Source organism: Streptomyces sp. NPDC026246 (assembly GCF_055567995.1).
The window spans coordinates 718,413-740,044 of the sequence record NZ_JBVHPJ010000001.1 but is presented as its reverse complement, the minus strand read 5'-3'; the positions used below and the strand labels follow the sequence as shown (position 1 = coordinate 740,044).

General features: G+C 73.2%; 17 protein-coding genes. 5 read left to right on the top strand and 12 right to left on the bottom strand.

Annotated elements, in window-relative coordinates; translation table 11 throughout:
* Positions 1 to 49 precede the first annotated feature (49 nt).
* Positions 50 to 1,471: a lipase maturation factor family protein gene (locus ACZ4M5_RS03160; RefSeq protein ID WP_467732468.1), complete on the top strand. Its 1,422-nt coding sequence runs from the start codon at positions 50 to 52 to the stop codon at positions 1,469 to 1,471.
* A 21-nt stretch (positions 1,472 to 1,492) separates the two neighbouring features.
* On the opposite strand, the gene ACZ4M5_RS03155 is transcribed toward ACZ4M5_RS03160, so the two are convergent.
* From ACZ4M5_RS03155 to ACZ4M5_RS03120, 8 genes are all read right to left on the bottom strand, one after another.
* Positions 1,493 to 2,509 (bottom strand): aldo/keto reductase, encoded by a 1,017-nt coding sequence (locus ACZ4M5_RS03155; protein WP_467732855.1) that lies wholly within the window; start codon positions 2,507 to 2,509, stop codon positions 1,493 to 1,495.
* A gap of 229 nt (positions 2,510 to 2,738) precedes the next feature.
* Positions 2,739 to 3,212: a carboxymuconolactone decarboxylase family protein gene (locus tag ACZ4M5_RS03150; protein WP_467732466.1), complete on the bottom strand. Its 474-nt coding sequence runs from the start codon at positions 3,210 to 3,212 to the stop codon at positions 2,739 to 2,741.
* A 100-nt stretch (positions 3,213 to 3,312) separates the two neighbouring features.
* Positions 3,313 to 6,327: an alpha-mannosidase gene (locus tag ACZ4M5_RS03145; RefSeq protein ID WP_467732464.1), complete on the bottom strand. Its 3,015-nt coding sequence runs from the start codon at positions 6,325 to 6,327 to the stop codon at positions 3,313 to 3,315.
* A gap of 37 nt (positions 6,328 to 6,364) precedes the next feature.
* Positions 6,365 to 8,368: an endo-beta-N-acetylglucosaminidase gene (locus ACZ4M5_RS03140; protein ID WP_467732462.1), complete on the bottom strand. Its 2,004-nt coding sequence runs from the start codon at positions 8,366 to 8,368 to the stop codon at positions 6,365 to 6,367.
* On the bottom strand, positions 8,365 to 9,612 hold the full coding sequence (locus ACZ4M5_RS03135; protein ID WP_467732460.1) for a glycoside hydrolase 5 family protein: 1,248 nt from the start codon (positions 9,610 to 9,612) through the stop codon (positions 8,365 to 8,367). The genes ACZ4M5_RS03140 and ACZ4M5_RS03135 overlap by 4 nt, the downstream gene beginning before the upstream one ends.
* A 36-nt stretch (positions 9,613 to 9,648) precedes the next feature.
* Positions 9,649 to 10,557, bottom strand: a complete 909-nt coding sequence (locus tag ACZ4M5_RS03130; protein WP_467732458.1) for a carbohydrate ABC transporter permease — start codon at positions 10,555 to 10,557, stop codon at positions 9,649 to 9,651.
* On the bottom strand, positions 10,554 to 11,447 hold the full coding sequence (locus ACZ4M5_RS03125) for a carbohydrate ABC transporter permease (RefSeq protein ID WP_467732456.1): 894 nt from the start codon (positions 11,445 to 11,447) through the stop codon (positions 10,554 to 10,556). The genes ACZ4M5_RS03130 and ACZ4M5_RS03125 overlap by 4 nt, the downstream gene beginning before the upstream one ends.
* A gap of 6 nt (positions 11,448 to 11,453) precedes the next feature.
* The gene (locus tag ACZ4M5_RS03120) at positions 11,454 to 12,743 is read right to left on the bottom strand and encodes an ABC transporter substrate-binding protein (RefSeq protein ID WP_467732454.1); all 1,290 of its coding nucleotides are present in this window, start codon (positions 12,741 to 12,743) and stop codon (positions 11,454 to 11,456) included.
* A gap of 290 nt (positions 12,744 to 13,033) precedes the next feature.
* Here ACZ4M5_RS03120 and ACZ4M5_RS03115 point away from each other — a divergent pair, with 290 nt between their 5' ends.
* The 4 genes from ACZ4M5_RS03115 to ACZ4M5_RS03100 all read left to right on the top strand — a co-directional run bounded on the left by ACZ4M5_RS03115 (position 13,034) and on the right by ACZ4M5_RS03100 (position 17,444).
* A complete protein-coding gene (locus ACZ4M5_RS03115) occupies positions 13,034 to 14,047 on the top strand; it encodes a LacI family DNA-binding transcriptional regulator (protein WP_467732853.1) in 1,014 nt (337 codons plus the stop codon).
* A 265-nt stretch (positions 14,048 to 14,312) separates the two neighbouring features.
* On the top strand, positions 14,313 to 15,344 hold the full coding sequence (locus ACZ4M5_RS03110) for an alpha/beta hydrolase family protein (protein WP_467732452.1): 1,032 nt from the start codon (positions 14,313 to 14,315) through the stop codon (positions 15,342 to 15,344).
* Positions 15,345 to 15,487: 143 nt separating this feature from the next.
* The gene (locus ACZ4M5_RS03105) at positions 15,488 to 16,822 is read left to right on the top strand and encodes an amidase (protein WP_467732450.1); all 1,335 of its coding nucleotides are present in this window, start codon (positions 15,488 to 15,490) and stop codon (positions 16,820 to 16,822) included.
* 205 nt (positions 16,823 to 17,027) lie between these two features.
* On the top strand, positions 17,028 to 17,444 hold the full coding sequence (locus tag ACZ4M5_RS03100) for a VOC family protein (RefSeq protein WP_467732448.1): 417 nt from the start codon (positions 17,028 to 17,030) through the stop codon (positions 17,442 to 17,444).
* A gap of 43 nt (positions 17,445 to 17,487) precedes the next feature.
* Here ACZ4M5_RS03100 and ACZ4M5_RS03095 read toward each other — a convergent pair whose 3' ends face one another.
* From ACZ4M5_RS03095 to ACZ4M5_RS03080, 4 genes are all read right to left on the bottom strand, one after another.
* Complete coding sequence (locus ACZ4M5_RS03095; protein ID WP_467732851.1) at positions 17,488 to 17,931, bottom strand: GNAT family N-acetyltransferase; 444 nt, start codon at positions 17,929 to 17,931, stop codon at positions 17,488 to 17,490.
* A gap of 94 nt (positions 17,932 to 18,025) precedes the next feature.
* Positions 18,026 to 18,199, bottom strand: a complete 174-nt coding sequence (locus ACZ4M5_RS03090) for a hypothetical protein (RefSeq protein WP_333936385.1) — start codon at positions 18,197 to 18,199, stop codon at positions 18,026 to 18,028.
* A 450-nt stretch (positions 18,200 to 18,649) separates the two neighbouring features.
* Positions 18,650 to 20,152 carry an SDR family NAD(P)-dependent oxidoreductase gene (locus ACZ4M5_RS03085; protein ID WP_467732446.1) on the bottom strand — a complete coding sequence of 501 codons (1,503 nt, stop codon included), beginning with the start codon at positions 20,150 to 20,152 and terminating at the stop codon, positions 18,650 to 18,652.
* A 105-nt stretch (positions 20,153 to 20,257) separates the two neighbouring features.
* Positions 20,258 to 21,601: a wax ester/triacylglycerol synthase family O-acyltransferase gene (locus ACZ4M5_RS03080; protein WP_467732444.1), complete on the bottom strand. Its 1,344-nt coding sequence runs from the start codon at positions 21,599 to 21,601 to the stop codon at positions 20,258 to 20,260.
* Between the last annotated feature and the right edge of the window lie 31 nt (positions 21,602 to 21,632).

Here is a 21,632-nt window from a genome sequence, read left to right as displayed (position 1 = left end):
ACCGAGCGTGACGGTGGGACCGGGCGCGGCACGGGAGGAGCGCACGGCTGTGGACTGGTTCACCGCATCCGATTACTGGCTGACCCGCCTGGTCTTCCAGCGGGCACTGGCCGCCGTGTACCTGGTGGCATTCCTGACGGCGGCGCTGCAGTTCCGCGCACTGATCGGACGGCGGGGCATACTGCCGGTGCCGCGGTTCGTGGCGCGGGTGCCGTTCGGGCGGGCGCCGAGCCTGTTCCAGCTGCACTACTCCGACCGCTTCTTCGCCCTGTGCGCGTGGGCGGGCTGCGCGGTGTCGGCGGGCCTGCTGGCCGGGCTGGACTCCCTGCTGCCGCTGTGGGGCGGCATGCTGCTGTGGCTGGTGCCGTGGGCGCTGTACCTGTCGATCGTCAACGTGGGGCAGACCTGGTACTCGTTCGGCTGGGAGTCGCTGCTGCTGGAGGTGGGCTTCCTCGCCGTGTTCCTCGGCAACGACGAGGTGGCGCCGCCGCTCGTGGTGCTGTTCCTGCTGCGGTGGATCCTGTTCCGGGTGGAGTTCGGCGCCGGGCTGATCAAGATGCGCGGCGACGAGTGCTGGCGCCGGCTCACCTGTCTGGAGCACCACCACGAGACCCAGCCGATGCCGGGCCCGCTGAGCTGGTTCTTCCACCGGCTGCCCCGGCCGCTGCACAAGGCGGAGGCCGCCGCGAACCACGTCACCCAACTCGTGGTTCCCTTCCTGCTGTTCACTCCGCAGCCGGTCGCCACGGTCGCCGCGGCGCTGATGATCGTCACCCAGCTGTGGCTGGTGCTGTCGGGCAACTTCTCCTGGCTGAACTGGATCACGATCGTGCTGGCGCTGTCGGCGGTGCGGTTCCCGGCCGACCCGCCCGCCGTACCGGACGCCCCGCTGTGGTTCGCCGTCGTCGTGCTGACGGTGTGCGCCGTGCTGCTGGCCCTGAGCGTGCGGCCGGTGCGCAACATGCTGTCCCGGCGGCAGGTGATGAACCGCTCCTTCGACCCGCTGCACCTGGTGAACACCTACGGGGCGTTCGGCAGCGTGAGCCGGGTGCGCTACGAGGTGGTGGTGGAGGGCACCGCGGACAGCGCGCCGCGGCCGGACTCCGGCTGGCGGGAGTACGAGTTCCGCGGCAAGCCGGGGGATCCGCGGCGCTGGCCGCGGCAGTTCGCGCCCTACCATCTGCGCCTGGACTGGCTGATGTGGTTCGCGGCCCTCTCCCCCGCCTACGCCGAGTCCTGGTTCGGGACGTTCGTGGAGCGGCTGCTGGAGGGCGACCGGGACACCTTGAGGCTGCTGCGCCGCTCCCCGTTCCCGCCGGACGCGCCCCCGCGGTACGTGCGCGCCCGGCTGTTCCGCTACCGCTTCACGACGTGGCGGGAGCTGCGGGAGACGGGCGCGTGCTGGGAACGCACGTATGTGCGGGAGTTCCTGCCTCCGACGCGGCTGACGAAGCCGGTGCACCGGCCGTAGTCCCGCCCGCCGGGACGCCGGTCAGGACGGCTGCCGCGACGGGTCCTCGCCCGGCACGGGGGCCTCGCCCGGTACGAGGGCCTCGGCGGGCAGGAGGCCCTCGGTGCGCAGGTCCTGCCAGAACGCCCGCGGCACCCGGGCGGCGAACTGGTCGGCGCAGTCGCGCACTTCGTGAGCCGAGCGGGCCCCGACGAGGACGGTGGCGACGGCCGGGTGCGCGGCGCAGAACGCCAGGGCGGCGGCGCGCAGCGTGGTGCCGTGGCGATCGGCGAGCGCCTTCAGCCGCAGCGCTCGCCGCACCAGCTCCGCCGGCGCGACGGCGTAGTCGTACCGCGCGCCCGGCTCCGGGCCGGCCAGCAGGCCGGAGTTGAAGGCGCCGCCGATGACGACGGACCTGCCGCGCGCCTGGGCCGTGGGCAGCAGGTCGCGCAGCGCGCTCTGGTCGAGCAGGGTGTAGCGGCCGGCGCACAGCACCACGTCGACGTCGGTGTCGCGGACGAAGCGGGTGAGCATCTCCGCCTGGTTCATGCCCGCCCCGATCGCACGGATCACGCCCTGCGAGCGGAGCTCCTCCAGCGCCGGATACCCCTCGCGGAACGCCCACTCGGCGTGCTCGTCCGGGTCGTGGAGGTAGACGACGTCGACGCGGTCGAGACCGAGCCGTTCGAGGCTGGACTCCAGTGTGCGGCGGATCCCGTCGGCGCTGAAGTCCCACACCCGGCGATGGGTGGCGGGCACGGCGAAGCCGCCCGCGAGGTCGTCACCGCCGCCGTCGGCGCTCTCCAGGCGGCGGCCCACCTTGGTGGAGATCGTGTACTGGTCGCGGGGCCTCGCGCGCAGGGCCGCGCCCAGGCGGCGCTCGGACAGGCCGAGGCCGTAGTGCGGGGCGGTGTCGAAGTAGCGGATGCCCCGTTGCCAGGCGGCGTCCACGGCCTCGTACGCCTCGGCCTCGCCGACCTCGGTGTACAGGTTGCCGATGGCGGCGGCGCCGAAGGACAGGGCGCCGACCCGGACGCCGCTGCCGCCGAGCCGGTTCACCGGGCCACCCGGCGCGTCCCCGGGCCCCCGCCCGTCCCGCGGCAGGCCCGCACGGCCCTCGTGCTCGCTCATCCCCTCGGCTCCTTCCACGTCCGGCTCCGGCCCCGGCGGCGCCGGCGGCCCGGGAGGTCCCGTGCCCCGGGTGCCCGGTGGTGACCCTCCCGGATCACCACCGGGCCGGGGAAGTGCCGCACGCGGGACCGCGCGTGCGACGGGCCGGTCCGGCCCGTCAGGTGAACCGACCCGGCCGGTAGTCACCCGCCGGCTGCCGCAGGATGACGTTCAGCCGGTTCGCGGTGTTCATGAAGGCGATCAGGGTGACGAGCGCGACGAGCTGCTCCTCGTCGTAGTGCTTCACGGCCCGCTCCCACACCTCGTCCGGGACACCGCCCGCGCCGTCCGCGATGCGGGTGCCCTCCTCGGCCAGCTCCAGCGCGGCGCGTTCGGCCTCGGTGAACACCGTGGCCTCCCGCCAGCCCGCGACCAGGTGGAGGCGTACGGCGGTCTCGCCCGCCGCCGCGGCCTCCTTGGTGTGCATGTCGATGCAGACGGCACACCCGTTGATCTGGCTCACCCGCAGCGAGACCAGCTCCCGGGTGGCGGCCGGCAGTGGTGACTCCACGACCAGCCGCCCCACGGAGGTGAACTGCTTGACGAGCCTGCCCCCGCCCGGGGTGGCGAAGACGTCCAGACGTGCGCTCATGCCGAGCTCCTTCGTCGCTGTCGGTGCCTACGCCCTCATGAGCCGACGGCTCACCCCGATGTGACATCCGAGGGACGTGACCCGCGTCTCCCCGCGACCGTCAGGCGCGCCGCAGCCGCAGCGTCACCAACTCGAACGGGCGCAGCCGCACCGCGATCCGCCCGCCGTCCGCCTCCGCTGCCGGCGCCCCGGCCAGCGGGCGTTCCAGCAGGTCCGTCATCGCGACGCCCGCCACCTCGAATCCGGCGGTGAGCGTGGCGCGCGCCCGGCCGCCGAACGCCTCGTGGAAGCGGACCACGACGTCACCGCTGCCGTCGTCGGCCAGCTTGACCGCCGTGACGACCACGGCGTCCTGGTCCGACGTCACCAGCGGCGCGACCTCGCCGGCGCCGGACAGCCGCCGCTCGGGCTGGTTGATCCGCCAGCCCTCGCGGACCGCGTCGCCGATGCCGGCGCCGGGCACCAGCGCGTGCCGGAAGCGGTGCACGCCCTGGTCGGTCTCCGGGTCGGGGAAGCGGGGAGCACGCAGCAGGGACACGCGCACGGTGGTGGTCGTGCCGCCGTCGCCGTCGGTGCGGACGGTGCGCGTCACGTCGTGGCCGTAGGTGGAGTCGTTGACGACCGCGACGCCCCAGCCCGGTTCCTCCAGGTGGACGAACCGGTGGTTGCACGCCTCGAACTTGGCCGCCTCCCAGGAGGTGTTGGTGTGGGTGGGCCGGTGGAAGTGCCCGAACTGGGTCTCGGACGCGTACCGTTCGGCGTGCACGTCGAGCGGGAAGGCGAGCTTGAGGAACTTCTCCGTCTCGTGCCAGTCGACCTCCGTGTCCACGACCAGCCGCCGCTCCCCCGGAGCCAGGGACAGCAGCTGGGTGACGCGGGAGGCGCCGAAGGACCGGACGACCCGTACGCCCTCGCCGTCGGGGGCGACCTCCTCGGCATCGGTGAGGTCGGTGACCGTGTTGCGGTAGAACTCGTCGACGTCCCAGGCGTCCCACATGTTCGGGAAGTCGGGGTGCAGCTGGAGCAGGTTCGCGGCCCGGCCCGGGGCGACGGTCTCCCGGTCGGCCTCGACGTCGTACGCGGACACGACGAGTCCCCGGGCGTCGATCTCGACCCGGAGCAGGCCGTTGTCCAGGACGTGCCCCCCTCCGGGCCGGTCGGTGCGGGCCGTGCGCGCCGGCTCGGCCGGGATGCCCGCACCGCCGGCCGGGACACCGGCCCGGGTGTGCGGGGCGGCGTTGAAGACCAGCGGGGTCCGCCCCTCGCCCGCGAGGGCGCGCTGGGCGGCGTCGATGATCCGCTCCAGTTCCTCGGCCACCCGCTCGTAGGTCCGGCGGGCCTCGCGGTGCACCCAGGCGATGGACGAGCCGGGCAGGATGTCGTGGAACTGGTGCAGCAGCACCGTCTTCCAGATGCGGTCCAGGTCCTCGTACGGGTAGGGGAACCCGGTGCGCACGGCCGCCGTTGCGGCCCACAGTTCGGCCTCCCTGAGCAGGTGCTCGCTGCGGCGGTTGCCCTGCTTGGTCTTCGCCTGGCTGGTGAGGGTGGCGCGGTGCAGCTCCAGGTACAGCTCACCGACCCAGACGGGCGGTTCGGGGTACTCGGCGGCGGCCTTCTCGAAGAAGGCCTGCGGGGTCTCCCAGGTGACCGTGGCCGAACCCTCGAGGTCGCGCAGCCGGGCCGCCTTGGCGACCATCTCGCGGGTGGTGCCGCCGCCGCCGTCGCCCCAGCCGGTCGGGGCGAGGGAGTGACGCGCGACGCCCTTGTCCTTGAAGTTGCGGGCCGCGTGGGCGATCTCGCTGCCCCTCATGGAGCAGTTGTAGGTGTCGACGGGCGGGAAGTGGGTGAAGATCCGTGTGCCGTCGATGCCCTCCCACCGGAAGGTGTGGTGGGGGAACTTGTTCGTCTGCGACCAGGAGATCTTCTGGGTCAGCAGGTACTTCGCGCCGGCGGCCTTGATGATCTGCGGCAGGCCCGCGGCGAAGCCGAAGGTGTCCGGCAGCCACGCCTCGTCGTTCTCGATGCCGAACTCGTCGAGGAAGAACCGCTTGCCGTGCACGAACTGCCGGGCCATCGCCTCGGAGCCGGGCATGTTGGTGTCGGACTCCACCCACATGCCGCCGGCCGGCACGAACCGCCCGTCGGCCACGGCCTTCTTCACCCTGGCCCACACCTCGGGCCGGTGGTCGCGCACCCACGCCCACTGCTGGGCCTGCGACATGGCGAAGACGAACTCCGGCTCGTCGTCGAGCAGCGCGGTCATGTTGGCGGTGGTGCGGGCCACCTTGCGCACGGTCTCGCGCAGCGGCCACAGCCACGCCGAGTCGATGTGGGCGTGCCCGACGGCGCTGATGCGGTGGGCGGAGGGGGCGGCGGGCGTGGCGAGAACCTCGGCGAGACGCGAACGGGCGGCTGCGGCGGTGGCGTTGACGTCCTGGAGGTCGAGGGCGTCGAGTGCCTTGTCGACCGCCCGGAGGATCTCCCAGCGGCGCGCCGACTCCACGGGGAGCTCGGCCATCAGCTCGCCCAGGACCTCCAGGTCGATCACGAGCTGCCACACCGTCTCGTCGAAGACGGCGAGGTCCATGCGGGCGAGGGTGTACTGCGGTTCGCTGCCGGCGGTCTCCTTGTCGCCGAGCTGCGTGGGGAGGAAGGGGTGGTAGTCGAGGATGACGGGGTTGGACGCGGCCTCGACGTGCAGGCACACCTGCTCACCGCCCTCGGCGGGGGCGCCGACGCGTACCCACTGGTTGCGCGGGTTGAGGCCCTTCACGGGCGTGCCGTCGGGCCGGTACACCAGGCCCTCGCACTGGAAGCCGGGCATGTTCTCGTCGAAGCCGAGGTCCAGGATCGCCTCGACGGTCCGGCCGGCCCAGGCCTCGGGGACCGTGCCGGTGACACGGAACCAGCTGGTGCCCCAGGGAGCACCCCAGCGGGCGCCCACCTCGATCGGCTCGGGTGCGGCCGCGAGGCCCTCGGCGACGGGGACGGGCTCGCCCGGCGCGTGCCACACGGCGACCTGGAGCGGCACGGACTCGGGGTACACGGCGGGGCGGACGCGCTCGTCGAGGACACGCTTGAGGCGGGCTTCGACCAGGCTGCGGTCGTCATGCATACGGGATGCTCCCTAGGGGGGTGGTGACCAGGGCTGGTTACCAGGGGTGGGTCAGGGTCACGGGTGCCGACGAGGTGTAGAGCTCCCCCACGGCCCGCAGTTCGAACCGTGCGGCCCGCTCGCCCTGCTCGGGTTCCAGCCCCGCGACGAAGAACGCCCGCTGGCAGGTGCCGCCGAGGAAGCGGCGGGTGCCGTCGGGGAGCCGGCGGTGCAGGGTGTAGTGGCGGACGGCGCCGCGGGCCGGGTTCCACAGCAGGCGCAGGTCCCCGCCGGACGCGGCGCCGACGCGCAGGCCCGTGGGGGCGGCCGGGGTGGCCCGCGAGGCGGTCCGCACGGCGAGTGCGCCGAGCCGCCACCGTACGGGGCCGCCGGCGCCCAGGGGGGTGAGCCGGACGCCGAGCACCCGAACGGTCCCGGGCGGACCGGTGAGCCGCACGGTCGAGGTGTGCCAGGTGTCCGAGGCCCGTACGGGGACGTACCGGTACGGCGGTGCGGCGCCCGGGGTGTGCGGTTCGCCGGTGGCGACGGCCAGTTCCACGCCGACCCGGCCGGCGTCCGTGCGGTGGGTCAGCTCGACGACCGTGTCCGGCGTGAAGGGCAGCCGGGTGGCGTACAGGTCGAGGACGGCCGGTTCGGTCAGGTCGCCGTCGACGAGGACACTGCTGCCGCCGCGCCAGGCGTCCTCGAAGTCGAAGGAGACCGCGGGGCGGCTGCCCTCGGTGTGCACCACCCAGCGCCGGGAGGGCAGCCGGTCCTGCAGCCCGAGGTGGTTCCAGGGGGTGTCGGACGTGATCGCGCCGTCCTCGTACCAGCGCAGCCCGTGCCCGGTGTTGAAGGAGCTGGCGAACGGCACCGAGGTGACGGTCGAGCGGTCGGCGACGGTCACGGCGGGTGCCCGCCAGGGGTCCGTGCCGTCGGGGCGCGAGGGATCGAGGGAGCGGCCGGTCCAGAAGCGGTCGTCCGCGGTGTGGAAGGAGGCCGGGTCCCGCCGGTCGGCGGGCAGGTGGTTGCGGGTCCACTCGGGCCGGTAGAGGCCGACGGAGGCGAGGTGGGCCCGGTCCTGCGGCACGATCGCGTCCCACCGCACCGAGGTGTTCCAGCCGCCGGCCTCGACGTCGACGCCGGCCCACAGGTCGTAGCGGCTGCGGCCCAGTTGCTCAGCGCGGCCGGCGGAGGAGACCAGACCGTCCGGGGTCCAGCGGAAGTCGACGAACATGTCGTCGGAGGTCCGGAAGAACGGCTCGTTCTGCCCGTTGAGGGCGCCCTGCCAGCTGACCGAGCCGTTCACGGTCATCGCGTCGTACCAGGTGACGCGCTGCCCCGCGGCCGCGGCGAGGGACTTCAGTTCCCGGACGAAGCTCAGCATGTCCGCGCCGAGGGCGGCGTCCCCTCCCCCGGTCTCGGCGTTGACGAACCAGCCGTCGAACCCGTGGGCCCGCGCGACCGCGACCAGTTGCGCGGCGAGCGGGTGCCGCCCGGCGGCGTCCTTCTGCACCAGGTCGCGGGTCCAGCGCAGTTGCCCGCCGTAGGCGACGGGCGGCAGGAAGACGTTGCCGAGGACGGGGACGCCGTGCCGGTGGGCGGCGTCCACGACCGGTGCGTTGGGCGCCAGGACGAGTCCTTCGCCCGAGGAGCCGCCCCAGAAGACCAGCTCGTCGATGTAGGCCCAGTGGGAGAGGGCGTAGAAGTCGGCGGTGGGTGCGCCCTGGGAGGGGTTGCCGGCCGTGGGGCCGAAGGAGACGAGCGACTGGACGCGGGCCTGCCCGGCGCGGGCGGTGGGGTTGGCGGGTGCCGGGGTGAAGCGCCGGGCCAGGGGGACGGAGGCGGCGTTGAAGGGGAGGTCGGGATCGGTCTCGGCGCGCCAGGACTTCAGGCTGCGCCAGGTGATGCCGGGACCGGGGGTGCCCTCGGGGAGGGAGTCGGGGTACCAGTAGGACGCGAGGGGCGGGGTGGCGGCCCGCGGGGCGGCGGTCGCGGGCAGGGCGGGGACGAGGGCGGCAGCGGCGGCGGTGAGCAGCACGGTGCGTCTGGTGGGGGTCACGGGCGGGTGCCTCCTTCGAGGACCTGGTCGGCGGTGACGGTCTCGGTGATGCCGCGTGCGGACAGGTGCTTCCGGTCGGTGGTCCGGGTGTCGAGGACGGTGGTGGGGCGTGCCCCGTCGGCGACCAGCCGGAAGAAGGCCTCGAAGACGGGCCCGCCGGGCGCGCACAGGGAACGGGCGGAGGGGTCGGCGGGCACCGTGAGCGCGGTGGTGCGGGCCGCCGGCGCGGGCGGCGCCGAGCGTGCGGCCCGTTCCAGCACCAGGGCGGTGTCCTTCGGCTTGCGGTCGTTGGTCAGCAGGCCCAGTCCGTACTCCAGGTCGGGGAAGTCGGCGAGGCCGCGGGAGACGTCGTGGGAGCACCACCAGGTGACGCCCCACAGGTCCGGGCAGTCCAGGGCGTGCGCGACGGTGGCCTCGGTGAAGGCGGCGGCGTGCTCGGGCGGGACCAGGGGCGCGGGGGCGCCGACCTCCTGGAGCCACACCGGCCGGTGCGGGTCGCCGGCCCAGGCCTTGCTCAGCTCGACCAGGTAGGCGGCGTGGTGCTCGCTCGGCACGGAGGTGCGGCCGTAGCGCTGGGCGGTGCCGTTGAACACCCAGGAGTGCACGGCCGTGACGGCGCCGTGCCGGGCGGCCTGGCCCGGGGTGAAGGGCTGGTCGTCCTGGTACCAGGTGGCGTCGTACTCGGCGTGCAGGTGCAGCCGGCCCGGGGCGCCCTCCTCGCAGGCGGCGAGCATCCGGGTGAGCCAGGTGTCGATCTCGCCGGGCGTGGCCCGGTCCGGGTCGGGGTGGGGTCCGGCGGAGAACTGGTTGACCTCGTTGCCGAGGGTCATGCCGATGAAGTTGGGCCGGTCGGCGAGGGCGGCGGCGAGGGTGCGCAGCAGGTTCGCCTGGCCGTCGAGCACGTCGGGGTCGGTGAACAGGTTGCGCCGGTGCCAGGTCCGCGTCCAGGCGGGCAGGAAGTCGAAGCTGCTCAAGTGCCCTTGCAGACCGTCCACGTTGACGTCCAGCCCGCGTTCGGCGGCGGCGTCGGCGAGCGCGACCAGCTGCTCCACGGCCCGCGGGCGGATGAGGGTGCGGTTGGGCTGGAAGTACGGCCACAGCGGGAAGACGCGGACGTGGTCGAGGCCGAGCGCGGCGATCGAGTCGAGGTCGGCGCGCACGGAGTCGAGGTCGAAGTCGAGCCAGTGGTGGAACCACCCTTCGCTGGGCGTGTAGTTGACGCCGAAGCGCACGGCAGGAGGCATGCGGGTCCTTGTGACGGAGGTACGGGGTCGGCGGGGTCAGCCCTTGACGGCGCCCTCGCCGACGCCGCGGAAGAAGTAGCGCTGGAGGCAGGCGAACAGGGCGATCAGCGGCGCGACGGCGATGATCGTGCCCGCGGCGACGAGGCGTTCGTCGTTGGCGAAGGTGCCGTGCAGGTAGTTGAGGCCGATGGTGAGGGTGAACTTGGAGGGGTCGCTGAGCACGATGAGCGGCCACAGGAAGTCGTCCCAGGCACCCATGAAGGCGAAGATCGCGACGACGGCGAGGGTGCCCTTGACCGAGGGCAGGGCGATGCGCAGGAACCGCTGCCACACGTTGGCTCCGTCGACGAAGGCCGCTTCCTCGATCTCGTAGGGCAGGTTGAGGAAGGCGTTGCGCATCAGCAGGACGTTCATGGCGCCGATGCAGCCCGGCAGGACCACGCCGACCAGGGTGTTGTTGAGGCCGAGCTCCCGCATGGTGGTGAACTGGGCGATGATGATGCCCTCGACGGGGACGAGCATCGCCAGGACGAAGGCCAGGGTGGCGGCGCGGCGGCCGCGGTAGCGCAGGCGGGCCAGGGCGTAGCCGGCGAGGGCCGAGCCGGCGCAGTTGGTGACGACGTTGGCGGTGGCGACCTTCAGGGAGTTGAGGGCGTAGTCCCACACGGGAATGGTGGCGGCGACCCGCTCGTAGTTGTGCAGGGTGGGGTCGCCCGGGAGGAACGTCGGCGGGGAGCTGTAGATGTCCTCGGTGGGGCCCTTGAGGGAGGTGGACAGCTGCCACAGGAACGGGCCGATGGTCAGGGCGAGGACGGCGAGCAGCAGGACGTAGCGCAGGGCGAGTTCCCACACCCGGACGCGGCGGCCGTGCTCGTCGGTGATCCGTGGTTCGCGGGCCGTGACGGGCGCCTTCCGCTCGTCGGGTGCCTTCTCCAGGACGCTCACGAGTCCTCCTTGCGGTCGGCGCGCAGCACGAGCAGCATCAGGGCGACGGTCACAGCGAAGACGACGACGGAGAGCGCGGAGGCGTAGCCGACCCGGCCGCTCAGGCCGGTGCCGGTGCGCTGCACGAGCATGACGAGGGTGGTGTCCTCACCGGCCGGACCGCCGCTCGGGCCGGCCAGCAGGTACACCTCGGAGAACACCTTGAACGCGGCGACCGAGGAGAGCGCCCCGACGAGCACCATGGTGGATCGGACGGCGGGGACGGTCACGGTCAGGAACCGGCGCACGGCGCCCGCCCCGTCGACGGCGGCGGCCTCGTGCAGTTCGCGCGGTACGTTCCCGAGCGCCGCCAGATAGATGATCATGTAGTAGCCGAGGCCCTTCCACACCGTGACGGCCATGGCGCTGAGCAACAGCAGCCACTGGTCGCTGAGGAAGGCGACCTTGTCCGCACCGGCCGCCTCCAGCACCGCGTTGACCAGTCCACGGTCGTCGAGGAGCCACACCCAGATCAGGCCGACCACGACGATCGAGGCGACGACGGGGGTGTAGAACGCGGACCGGAAGAACGTGATGCCGGGGATGTTCTTCTGCACCAGCAGCGCGAGCAGCAGCGGCAGGACGACCAGCAGGGGCACGACTCCGACGACGTAGAGGGTGCTGTTGCGCAGGCCGATCCAGAACATGTCGTCGTGCAGCAGCTCACGGAAGTTGGCGAGCCCCACGAACGTCCCGGGGATCAGGGTGCGGCGGTCGGTGAAGGAATTGACCAGCGTGGAGAGGAACGGGTAGAGCACGAACGCGCCGGTGACGAGCAGCCCGGGTGCGGCGAACAGCCATGGGCTGGACGGCAGTTGACGCCGCACCCGGGGGATGCCGGAGGAAGCCATGGTGGGTCAGCCCTGCTGCGTCAGGAGCCGGTCGCACTCCTTGACAGCGTTGTCGAGAGCTTCCTTCGGGCTCTGCTTGCCCTGGAGCGCCTTGGCGACCTGGTTGCGCAGCGCGATCTTCATCTGCTCGCTGAACAGCACCGGCGTGTAGTTCACCGCCGTCTTCAGCGACTTGGCGGCGGCGACGCGGACGCGGGTCTCGTCGGTGCCGTCCTCCTTCGTGAAGTACGGGTCGTCCAGGGAACCGGCGGTGCTGGGGAAGATGGCGACCTTCTTGGCGAAGGACATCTGGTGCGCCGCGTCGGTCACGAAGTGCGCGAAGGCGACCGCCGCGGGCTTGCGCTCGGACCGGGAGTTCACCATCACGCCCATCACGTACATGTTGACGTGCCCGGTGCTGGTGATCTGGTCGGTGATGCCGATGTTCTTGTACAGGCTCGGCGCCTGCTTCTTGAAGTTCCCGAGGTCGAGGGCGCTGCCGGGGTTCATGGCGACGGCCCCGGTGAGGAACTTCTTGCCGGAGGACTCGGGCGTGGCGGTCAGGGCCTGCCGGTCGAGGGCCTTGGCGTCGTACAACTCCTTGTACTTGGTGAGGAGTTCCACGCCCTTGGCGTCGTTGAAGGTGAAGGCGGTGCCCTCCTTGTTCATCAGCGGGACACCGTAGCGGCCGAAGTCCTCGATGGTGGGCACGTTGGCGAGGGTGGCGACCTTCCCGTCGCTCCTGTCCGCCATCCGCAGGGCGTCGGCGAAGAGGTCGTCGTACGTCCTCGGCGGCTTCTCCGGGTCGAGCCCGGCCTGCGCGAAGAGGGTCTTGTTGTAGAACAGCGGGCCGGTGTTGAGGTACCAGGGGAAGGCGTACGTGCCGGTCATGCCCGGTATCCGGTGGCCGGACCAGGCGCCGGGCAGGTACTCCTTCTCGTACTGCGGCGCGGCCTTGTCCAGGTCGAGGGCCAGTCCGGCCTTGGCGAGGGGCGCCACGAGGTCGGGCGAGACGTTGACGACGTCGGGCAGGGTGCCGCCGGCGGCGTCGGCGCTGATCTTGTCGGCGTAGCCCTCGGCGGGCTGGTCGACCCACTTCACGTCGGTGCCCGGGTGCTTCTTCTCGAACTCGGCGATCAGGCCCTCGAAGTAGGGCTTGAAGTTGGCGCGCAGGTTCCAGGTCTGGAAGGTGATGTCGCCCTCGACCTTGCCGGAGGCGTCGCCCGAACCGCCCCCGTCGTCCCCCGAACCGCAGGCACTGAGGGGCAGCAGGACGGCGACGGCAGCGGCGGCGAAGGCTCTGCGGGGGATGCGCACGGGGACCGGCTCCTTCGGGGGAACGGGGGCGGGGAACGGGGCGGGGACGGCGGAATTTAGTGCCGGGGCAGACCTTGCATCGCCACCTCCGGGGAAGTCAATGGATTCCGCTCAGCTAAAGTCATTAGTTGGACATCTGAGCAGGTCAAAGCGGTTTTATTGCGTCTCTTGCGCTCGATCACTAATGCGCTTTAGGGTGCTGGCACTCAAGCGCATTAGTGCACATGCCGTGGCACGCCGAATGGAGAGCAAGGGTGACGGGAAAGCGCTCGCCGGCCCGCCGGCCGACGATGAAGGACATCGCCCGGCGGGCCGGGGTCTCCGAGAGCGCGGTCTCCTTCGCGCTGAACGGCAGGCCCGGTGTCTCCGAGGTCACCCGGGACCGGGTGCGCCGGGTCGCCGAGCAACTGGGCTGGCGGCCCAGCACGGCGGCGCGCGCCCTGTCCGGCGAGGGCGCCGCGACCGTCGGCTTCGTCCTGGCCCGTGCGGCGGGGACACTGGGCGTGGACTCGTTCTTCCTGCAGCTCGTCTCCGGCATCCAGGAGGTCCTCGCGGAGCGGCATCTGGGGCTGCTGTTCCAGATCGCCGAGGACATCGACGACGAGTGCGCGGTGTACCGGCGGTGGTGGGCCGAGCACCGGGTCGACGGGGTCCTCGTGGTCGACCCCCGCACCGACGACCCCCGGCCCGCCCTGCTCGACGAACTCGGGCTGCCGGGCGTGGTGATCGGCGGTGACCCCGAGGAGCGGCACCCGGGGCTGTCGACGGTGTGGGCGGACGACGCGGGCGCGATGGCGGCGGTGGTGGACGGGTTGTACGCGCTCGGCCACCGGCGGATCGCGCACATCGCGGGGCTGCCCGGACTGGCCCACACCGAGCGCCGGATCCGCACGCTGCGGGCCGAGGCGGAGCGGCGGGGCCTGTCCGCGGTGCAGTCGGTCCCGACCGACTACTCGGACGAAGCGGGTGCGGCGGTCACCCGCCGGGTGCTGAGCGGACCGGCCGCCCCGACGGCCCTGATCTACGACAACGACGTGATGGCCGTCGCGGGCGTCGCCGCCGCGGCCGACCTGGGCTTCGCCGTTCCGGCCGACGTGTCCGTGGTGGCCTGGGAGGACTCCGCACTGTGCCGTCTGGTCAAGCCGTGGTTGTCGGCGCTGTCCCGGGACAGCGTGGAATTCGGCCGCACGGCGGCACGCGAGCTGACCGCCCTCCTGGACGGCGGCCCGGCCCGGACCGTACGGGTACCGGTGCCGGAACTGATCGAACGGAACAGCACGGGGCCGTCCCGGGTCATGCCGTAGGGCCCGCCCGACAGCACCAGGGCCCACGCCCTGGCCGCCCGCCCGGCCGAACCCCCCACGCTCCCGCGACGGACCGGCCCGACGGGCCCGCGAACCAGGACCGGCACCCGGCGGCGGGCCCCGGCGGCACCACCGCAGATCACGCCCCGGCGCCCCGGTGCCCCCTGCCACTCACCGGCGACACCGCGCCCCCGCGCACCGACCGCCTGACCCCGCCCCCCAACTCCCCGGGCCCGCCGGGCAGCGCCGCGGCACAATGGACGGTATGCGCCCACGCGGCACCGCCTGTGCCGCCGCCGGGCTGCTGCTGGCCGTCGCGGGCGGCTGCACCGGCGGTGACGGGTCCGCCGCGCCCGCGACCGGCACCGTGACCACGCGTGCGGCCGGTGAGCAGAGCCCGAGCAGCGCCTCCCCCTCCCCCGGGCCGGTCGACCCGGTCTCCCTCCCGGCGCTGATGCGGCGCGAGCACACCGGCTCGGATCTCCGGCTCGGCGACGTACTCGACCGGACCTCCGCCTACACCCGCCGCGCGGTCACGTACGAGGCGAACGGCCTGACCATCTCGGGCGTCATGAACGTCCCCGAGGGCGAGGGGCCGTTCCCGGCGCTGGTGCTGGCCCACGGCTACATCGACCCGGACGTCTACGTCAGCGGCCAGGGCATGCCGCGCGAGCAGGACCGCCTGGCCCGCGAGGGCTACGTCGTCCTGCACACCGACTACCGCAACCACGCCCGCTCCGACGACGACCCGGACAACGACGTCGACCTGCGCCTCGGCTACACCGAGGACGTCATCGGGGCCGCACTGGCCCTGCGCGACTCCGGGCGCCCGGAGATCGACGGCGACCGCATCGGGCTGTTCGGCCGGTCCATGGGCGGCGGGGTCGTGTACAACACGCTGGTCGTGGCGCCCGGCCTGTTCGACGCCGCCGTGGCGTACGCCCCGGTGAGCGCCCGCCCGGAGGAGAACCTCGACCACTTCCAGCGGCCCGACGGCGACCCGGTCGTCGCCGAGATCGAGGACGAGCACGGCACTCCCGAGGAGAACCCGGCGTTCTGGCGCGGCGTCTCCCCCCTCACCTACGCCGACCGCGTGACCGAGCCGCTGCTGATCCAGCACGGCACCGCGGACGAGACCTGCCCGCCGGCCTGGTCCCGGGAGGCGGCCGCCGTGTTCGACGCGGCGGGCAAGGACGTCGAGCTGCGCAGGGTCCCCGGCGAGGGCCACACCTTCGGTCCCCGATGGGCCGCCGAGATGGATGTCACCGAGGCCTTCTTCGCCCGCCATCTGCGCTGATGGTGCTCCCCTGCGAGGTCCGGCCCCGCCGTACCGGCCGCCCCCGGCCCGCCCGGTGGCCTCGACGCGCACGGACCACCGGGTGCACAGTTCTCCTTGCGTACTCGTCAGTAAGTCCGTGTCGATCCTTCCGAGGAGCCGCTGTGACCACCTGGGCCGGCCGCACCGCCGCCGAGATATCCGCCGCCGTCCGCGACAAGCGGGTCACGCCCCGCGATGTGGTGGCCGAGCACCTCGCCCGGATCGAGCGGCTCGACGGCCGGGTGGGCGCGTTCCGTGCCGTGCGCGCCCGTGCGGCGCTGGCGGAGGCGGACGAGGTGGCGGCCCGCGGCGACTTCGCGGAGCTGCCGCTGGCCGGGGTGCCCGTCGCCGTCAAGGACAACCTGCCGGTGCGCGGTGAGTCCACCCGCATCGGCTCGGCCGCGACGCCGGACACACCGGCCGAACGGGACCACGTGACGGTCGCCCGGCTGCGGGCGGCCGGGGCGGTGGTCGTGGGGCTGACGCACGTGCCGGAACTGTGCGTCTTCGGGACGACGGACGGCGTGCTGGGCGTGACCCGCAACCCCTGGGACCCCTCGCGCTCCGCCGGTGGTTCGTCGGGCGGCAGCGCCGCCGCCGTCGCCGCCGGGATGGTTCCCGTCGCGCTCGGCAACGACGGCATGGGCTCCCTGCGTATACCGGCCGCCAACTGCGGCCTCGTCACCGTGAAGCCCGGCCGCGGCGTGGTGCCGACGGGCGACGGCAGCACCTGGTTCGGCATGGCCGAGCACGGCCCGCTCGCCACCACCGTCGAGGACGCCCGGCTGGTGCTGTCGGTCCTCGCCGGAACGGAGTTCGGGCCCGGCTCCGGAACGCTCCGGGTGGCGGTGTCGCTGCGCAGCCCGCTGGCCGGGACCACCGTCAGCCGCCCCTACGCGGCGGCCGCCCGGGACGCGGCCGGCGTGCTGATGCGGGCGGGCCACCAGGTCCGCCGCGCCGACCCGCCCTACCCCCTGTCCCTGGCGACGACCTCGCTGGTCCACTGGACGGCGGGCACGGCCGCCGACGCCCGGGCCCTCGATCCGGACCGGCTGACCCGGCGCACCCGCGTCCATGCGCGCATCGGCCGCCCCTTCGTCACGTCGGTGGCCTCCGGTGCGGGACGCGAGAAGCTGCGGCAGCGGCTGGAGCCGTTCTTCGCGGAGCACGACGTGCTGCTCACCCCCGCGCTCGCCCGCCGTTCCCCCCAGGCCGGCCCGTGGCACGAACGCGGCTGGCTGCGCAACCTGCTGGCCAACACCGCCTACTCGCCTCTGACCCCGCCGTGGAACCTGACCGGCTGGCCTGCGATGGCGGTTCCCTTCGGCACCCTCCCCTCCGGCGCCCCCTGCTCGGTGCAGCTGGTCGGACTGCCGGGCTCGGAGTCCCGACTCCTCGCGCTCGCCGAACAGTTGGAGGCCCGAAAGCCGTGGCCGCGCACCGCGCCGGTCGGCTAGAGTCGGCCGGGTGACTGCCGGGTCGGCCGTAGGCCAAGCACGAGTGAGGCGCCCGGCCTCGGAGTGAGCCCGGCGGGGACGGCCCCGCCCCGGCCCCTCCGAGCGCCGGCAAGGGCACGCGCCCCGCCTCACGTCTGCGCGTCCTCGCTCCCGCGCCCCTCAGCGGCGCCTCGTCACCGACCCGACACCCGGAGAGCAGCCACCCTTGTCCCCCCTTTCCCGCACCGAGTCGCCGACCACGGTCGCCCGCCTCGACCACACCGCCGTCTACGCCTCCGACCGCCGCCTGTCGGCGGAGTTCCTGGCGGCCGTCCTGGGTCTGGAGGTCGGCGCCCCGTTCGGCCCCTTCCTCCCGGTCGACCTGGGCAACGGCGTGACCCTCGACTACTACGAGAAGCGCGACGAGCCCGTCCAGCCGCAGCACTACGCGTTCCTGGTGCCCGAGGAGCAGTTCGGCACGATGATCGCCCGGCTGGAAGCGCTCGGCGTCACCTACTACGCCGACCCGGGGCACACCGAACCGGGCCGCGTGAACGACCTGTTCGGCGGCCGGGGCGCCTATTTCGACGACCCAGACGGCCACAACATGGAGATCATGACCCGGCCGTACGCCCGGCCCTGACGGCCGCGGCCGGGCCCTCGCGGACCGGTCCGGCACCCGCCGCCTACAGCGCCCGGTACATGATGTGCAGTCCGACGAGGCCGTGCCGGGGATGCTCGAAGGCGTCCGGAACCGTGCCGAGCACGGTGAAACCGAGCGAGGTCCACAGGCGCACGGCCGGGTTGGTCTCGACGACGGCGTTGAACACCATGCCCCGGTACCCGGCGGCCCGGGCCTCGGTCAGCAGGTGCTCCGCAAGGGCCCTGCCGTGGCCCCGGCCGCCCCGGTCGGGGTCGACCATGAAGCCGGCGTTGGCGATCCGGGCGGCGGGGCCGCCGTAGTTGGGGGTGAGGTAGGCGGAGGCGACGACGGCGCCGCCGTCGTCCTCGACGACCCAGACGCGTTTCGCCGGGTTCATCCACAGGACCCGGGCCTCCTGCTCGGAGGTTCCCGGGTCCCATGCGTAGGTCTCGCCCGCGGCGACGATGCGGTGCCAGAACGGCCAGATGCGAGGCCAGTCGTCAGCCGTTGCTTCCCTGACAGCATGGGCGCGAGTGTGGCACGCCCATGCGCTCGGAGATCGCGGTGGGGGCCCGCCCGTGTCAGTCGACGCTGGGCAGGATGTGGGGCTCGGCGAGGTCGTCCTCGTAGCCCGCGAGGCGGATCGGGGCCGAACGGGCCCACACGTCGAGGCTGCCGAGCTCGTCGGCCCGTCGGCCGGCGCGCTCGCCGAGTTCCTTGGGGCGCTGATCGCGCTTCGTCTTCTCCGGTGTCACCGCGCACTCCTTATGTGTCGGTCACCCTGGGGACGTACGCGCCGGTCCAGCTGCGCCTGACGCCCCCTCGGGGTTGCGTGTCATGTGCAGTTCGGACGCGGTGGCGCCGGTCGACTCACGGGAGAGCAGCCGTGGTGAACCGGCTTGTCCCAGACGGACCGTGGGTGTGGGTAGGACCCGTGCTGCTGTCCGTCCGCCTCAGGTTAACCACATGAGCGGACCCCCGCTCGATGGGGCTGAAAACAACCGGTAACGATCGCGCGTCATCTGCCGTTCACCGGGGGTTTTCGCCCCGTTTTGGCGCCCAATAAGCGTTTCACAAATCACTCGTTCGGCGTAGGTGAGCGACGGCCCTTTCGAGACACGCCGCCGTGCTCGCGCCGTTCCGGGTCCCCTGGCGCGGCCGGGCGGCAACCGGCGGTCCGTCACCGGCCCGCCGCCCGGGGCGCCCTACCACTTCCCGGGGGCGTAGTCCTTCAGGAAGACCCCGTACAGGTCCTCGCCGGCCTCGCCCCGCACGATCGGGTCGTAGACCCGGGCCGCGCCGTCGACCAGGTCGAGCGGCGCGTGGAAACCGGCCTCGGCGAGCCGCAGCTTGTCGTAGTGCGGCCGCTCGTCGGTGATCCAGCCCGTGTCGACCGAGGTCATCAGGATGCCGTCGGTCTGGAACATCTCCTGGGCGCTGGTGCGCGTGACCATGTTCATCGCGGCCTTGGCGGCGTTGGTGTTGGGGTGGCCCGCACCCTTGTAGCCGCGGCCGAACACCCCCTCCATCGCCGAGACGTTGACGACGTACGCGCGCCCGCTCTCCGCCTTCTTCGCCGCCTCGGCCATCGCGGGGCGCAGCTTGCTGATGAGGATGAACGGCGCCGTGTAGTTGCACAGCTGGGTCTCCAGCAGCTCCACCGGGGAGATCTGCTCGATGGTCTGCACCCAGGTGTTGGTGTCGACGACGTCGGGGACCAGGCCCCCCGCGTCGATCGCGGTGCCGTCCAGATGCCGTTCCACGCTGGCGTTGCCCGCGACCAGGGCGAGGTCGGCGACCTTCTGCGCGTCCAGGCCGCTGGTGCCGAGCGGCAGCGCGGCGAGGCCGTCGACCGCGCCGGAGTTGAACGCGCCGATGACGTGGTGGGCGGGCAGTTCACCGGCGGGCAGCGGCGCGCTCTCGCCCTCGACGAGGGCGGCGTAGGCCGACGGCAGCCGGCGGACCGTCTGGGTCGCGTTGTTGACGAGGATGTCGAGCGGGCCCGCCTCGGCGACCTGCTCGGCGAGGGCCACCGCCTGGGCCGGGTCGCGCAGGTCGATCCCGACGACCTCCAGCCGGTGCATCCAGTCCGCGGAGTCGTCCATGGCCTTGAAACGGCGGATGGCGTCCTTGGGGAAGCGCGTGGTGATCGTGGTGTGGGCGCCGTCGCGCAGCAGCCTGAGCGCGATGTACATGCCGATCTTGGCCCGGCCGCCGGTGAGCAGGGCGCGCTTGCCGGAGAGGTCGGCCCGCACGTCGCGCTTCTCGCGGTTCACGCGGGCGCAGTCCGGACAGAGCTGGTGGTAGAAGTAGTCGACTTCCACGTAGCGCGCCTTGCAGGTGTAGCAGGAGCGCGGGCGCTGGAGTATCCCCGCGATCCGGCCCTCCTCGGTGCGCGAGGAGGGCAGCAGGCCCTCGGTCTCGTCGTCGATGCGCTGGGCCGAGCCGGTCGCCGTGGCCTCGGTGACCGCCTTGTCGTGGGCGGTCTTGGCCGCCCGGCGCTCCTGGCGGCGGCGCTGCTTGACCGTGCGGTAGACGCCCGCGGTGGCCCGGCGCACGGCGATCGCGTCCGGATGGTCGACCTCGAGCTTGTCGAGTTCCTCGAGCACGCTGAGGCAGACGGCCAGGCGCTCGGGGTCGATACCGGGTCCGTACGGGAGCCCGCTCGCCTCGTTGATGGCCTGCGGGCCGTCCTCTGTCACCGTCATCGCCGCTGCGTTCCCTGCTCTGCCGTCGTGGCGCGCCGGTCGCGCCCGCATTCGAACGGCGAATTTTACTTCAGCGCCGGGCCGCTCCGCCAAACCCGTGCCCGCTCAGGGCCGGCACACCTCGGTCAGCTCCGCCACCTCCCGGGAGACGGCCGCCGCGAACAGGTCGAGGTCGGGTACCGCCTCGCCGTCCGCGACGAGCCCGTAGTGGACGCTGCCCCGGTAGGTGGAGACGGCGACCGCCAGGGAGTGGCCGGGGGCCAGCGGGGCCAGCGGGAAGACGGCGGTGAGCGGGTGGCCGCCGAGCTTCAGGCCGAGGCTGGGCAGCGGCACGCTGGTCACGAGCAGGTCGAACCAGAGCCGTGCCGCCTGCCCGACGACGGGTCCGCCGAGCCGGTGGACCAGGGCCGGGACGTGGTCGGCGAGCAGGGCGACGGCGCCCGCGCCCCGGTGGGGGCCGGCGTCCTTGTTGCGGTCCATGGCCTCCCGGACCGAGGCCAGGCGGGCCAGCGGGGCCGGGTCGTCCACGGGAAGCCGTATCAGGTACCCGGAGAGCCGGTTGCCCTGCGGGTGCGCGGTGCGCGGACGGCGCCGGGAGACGGGGATCAGGGCCCGGGGGGCGACGCCCTCGCTGCCGTCGCCGCGGTCGTCGAGCCAGCGGCGCAGGGCGCCGGCGACGACGGCGATCAGCACGTCGTTGACCGTGCCGCCGACGGTCTTGCGGATCCGGTGCACGTCGTCGAGGTCCAGCACCACCCCGGCGGTACGACGGGTGCCGCTCGGCTCGCAGCCGAGCGCCGGGGTGGAGCGCACGTCGAGGGAGGAGCGGGCGACGGCGGAGCCGATGTCCAGGGCGCGGCCCACGTCGGACAGGGCGCCGCGCACCATCCCGGGCACGTCGCGCACGTCCGGGAGGAGGGGGCGCGGGGGCGCGGCGGGGCGGGGGCGGGAGGCGGGCAGGTCCATCGGGTCCATGACGCCCGCGGCGAGGGTCAGCGCCCGCAGCCCGTCGGCCAGGGCGTGGTGGAACTTGAACAGCACCGCGAAGCAGTCGCCGTCCGCACCCGGCAGCACATGGGCCTCCCAGGGCGGCCGGCCCCGCTCCAGCGGGCGTCCCATGAGGGGTCCCGCCGCCGCGTGGAAGTCGGTGGCGGGGGCGTGCAGCCGGACGTGGTGCACGGGGTCGAAGTCCGGGTCCGGTTCGCGGGCGGCGCCGCCGAAGGAGAAGGGGCTGCGCAGGGCGGCGGGCAGCGGCTGCCACACGTCGCGGATCCGCATGCGCAGCCCGGGGACGCCGGCGGCGCGGGCCGCGAGGAGGTCCGCCGCGTGGGCGCCCGCGGTGGGCGAGTGCGCGGTGAAGATCCCGAGGGCGCCGAGGTGCATCGGGTGGTCCGCGGACTCGAGGTTCCAGAACGCCAGGTCCAGAGGAGCGAGCAGATCAGCAGTCAAGGGCTTGCCTCGGTCGACGATGGATGAGCCG

Excerpts from the sequence above, each read along its gene's own strand:
- ACZ4M5_RS03115 (WP_467732853.1), top strand. The coding sequence starts at position 13,034 with ATGAAGGACATCGCCCGGCGGGCCGGGGTCTCCGAGAGCGCGGTCTCC.
- ACZ4M5_RS03145 (WP_467732464.1), bottom strand. The coding sequence starts at position 6,327 with ATGCATGACGACCGCAGCCTGGTCGAAGCCCGCCTCAAGCGTGTCCTC.
- ACZ4M5_RS03085 (WP_467732446.1), bottom strand. The coding sequence starts at position 20,152 with ATGACGGTGACAGAGGACGGCCCGCAGGCCATCAACGAGGCGAGCGGG.
- ACZ4M5_RS03150 (WP_467732466.1), bottom strand. The coding sequence starts at position 3,212 with ATGAGCGCACGTCTGGACGTCTTCGCCACCCCGGGCGGGGGCAGGCTC.
- ACZ4M5_RS03125 (WP_467732456.1), bottom strand. The coding sequence starts at position 11,447 with ATGGCTTCCTCCGGCATCCCCCGGGTGCGGCGTCAACTGCCGTCCAGC.
- ACZ4M5_RS03110 (WP_467732452.1), top strand. The coding sequence starts at position 14,313 with ATGCGCCCACGCGGCACCGCCTGTGCCGCCGCCGGGCTGCTGCTGGCC.
- ACZ4M5_RS03135 (WP_467732460.1), bottom strand. The coding sequence starts at position 9,612 with ATGCCTCCTGCCGTGCGCTTCGGCGTCAACTACACGCCCAGCGAAGGG.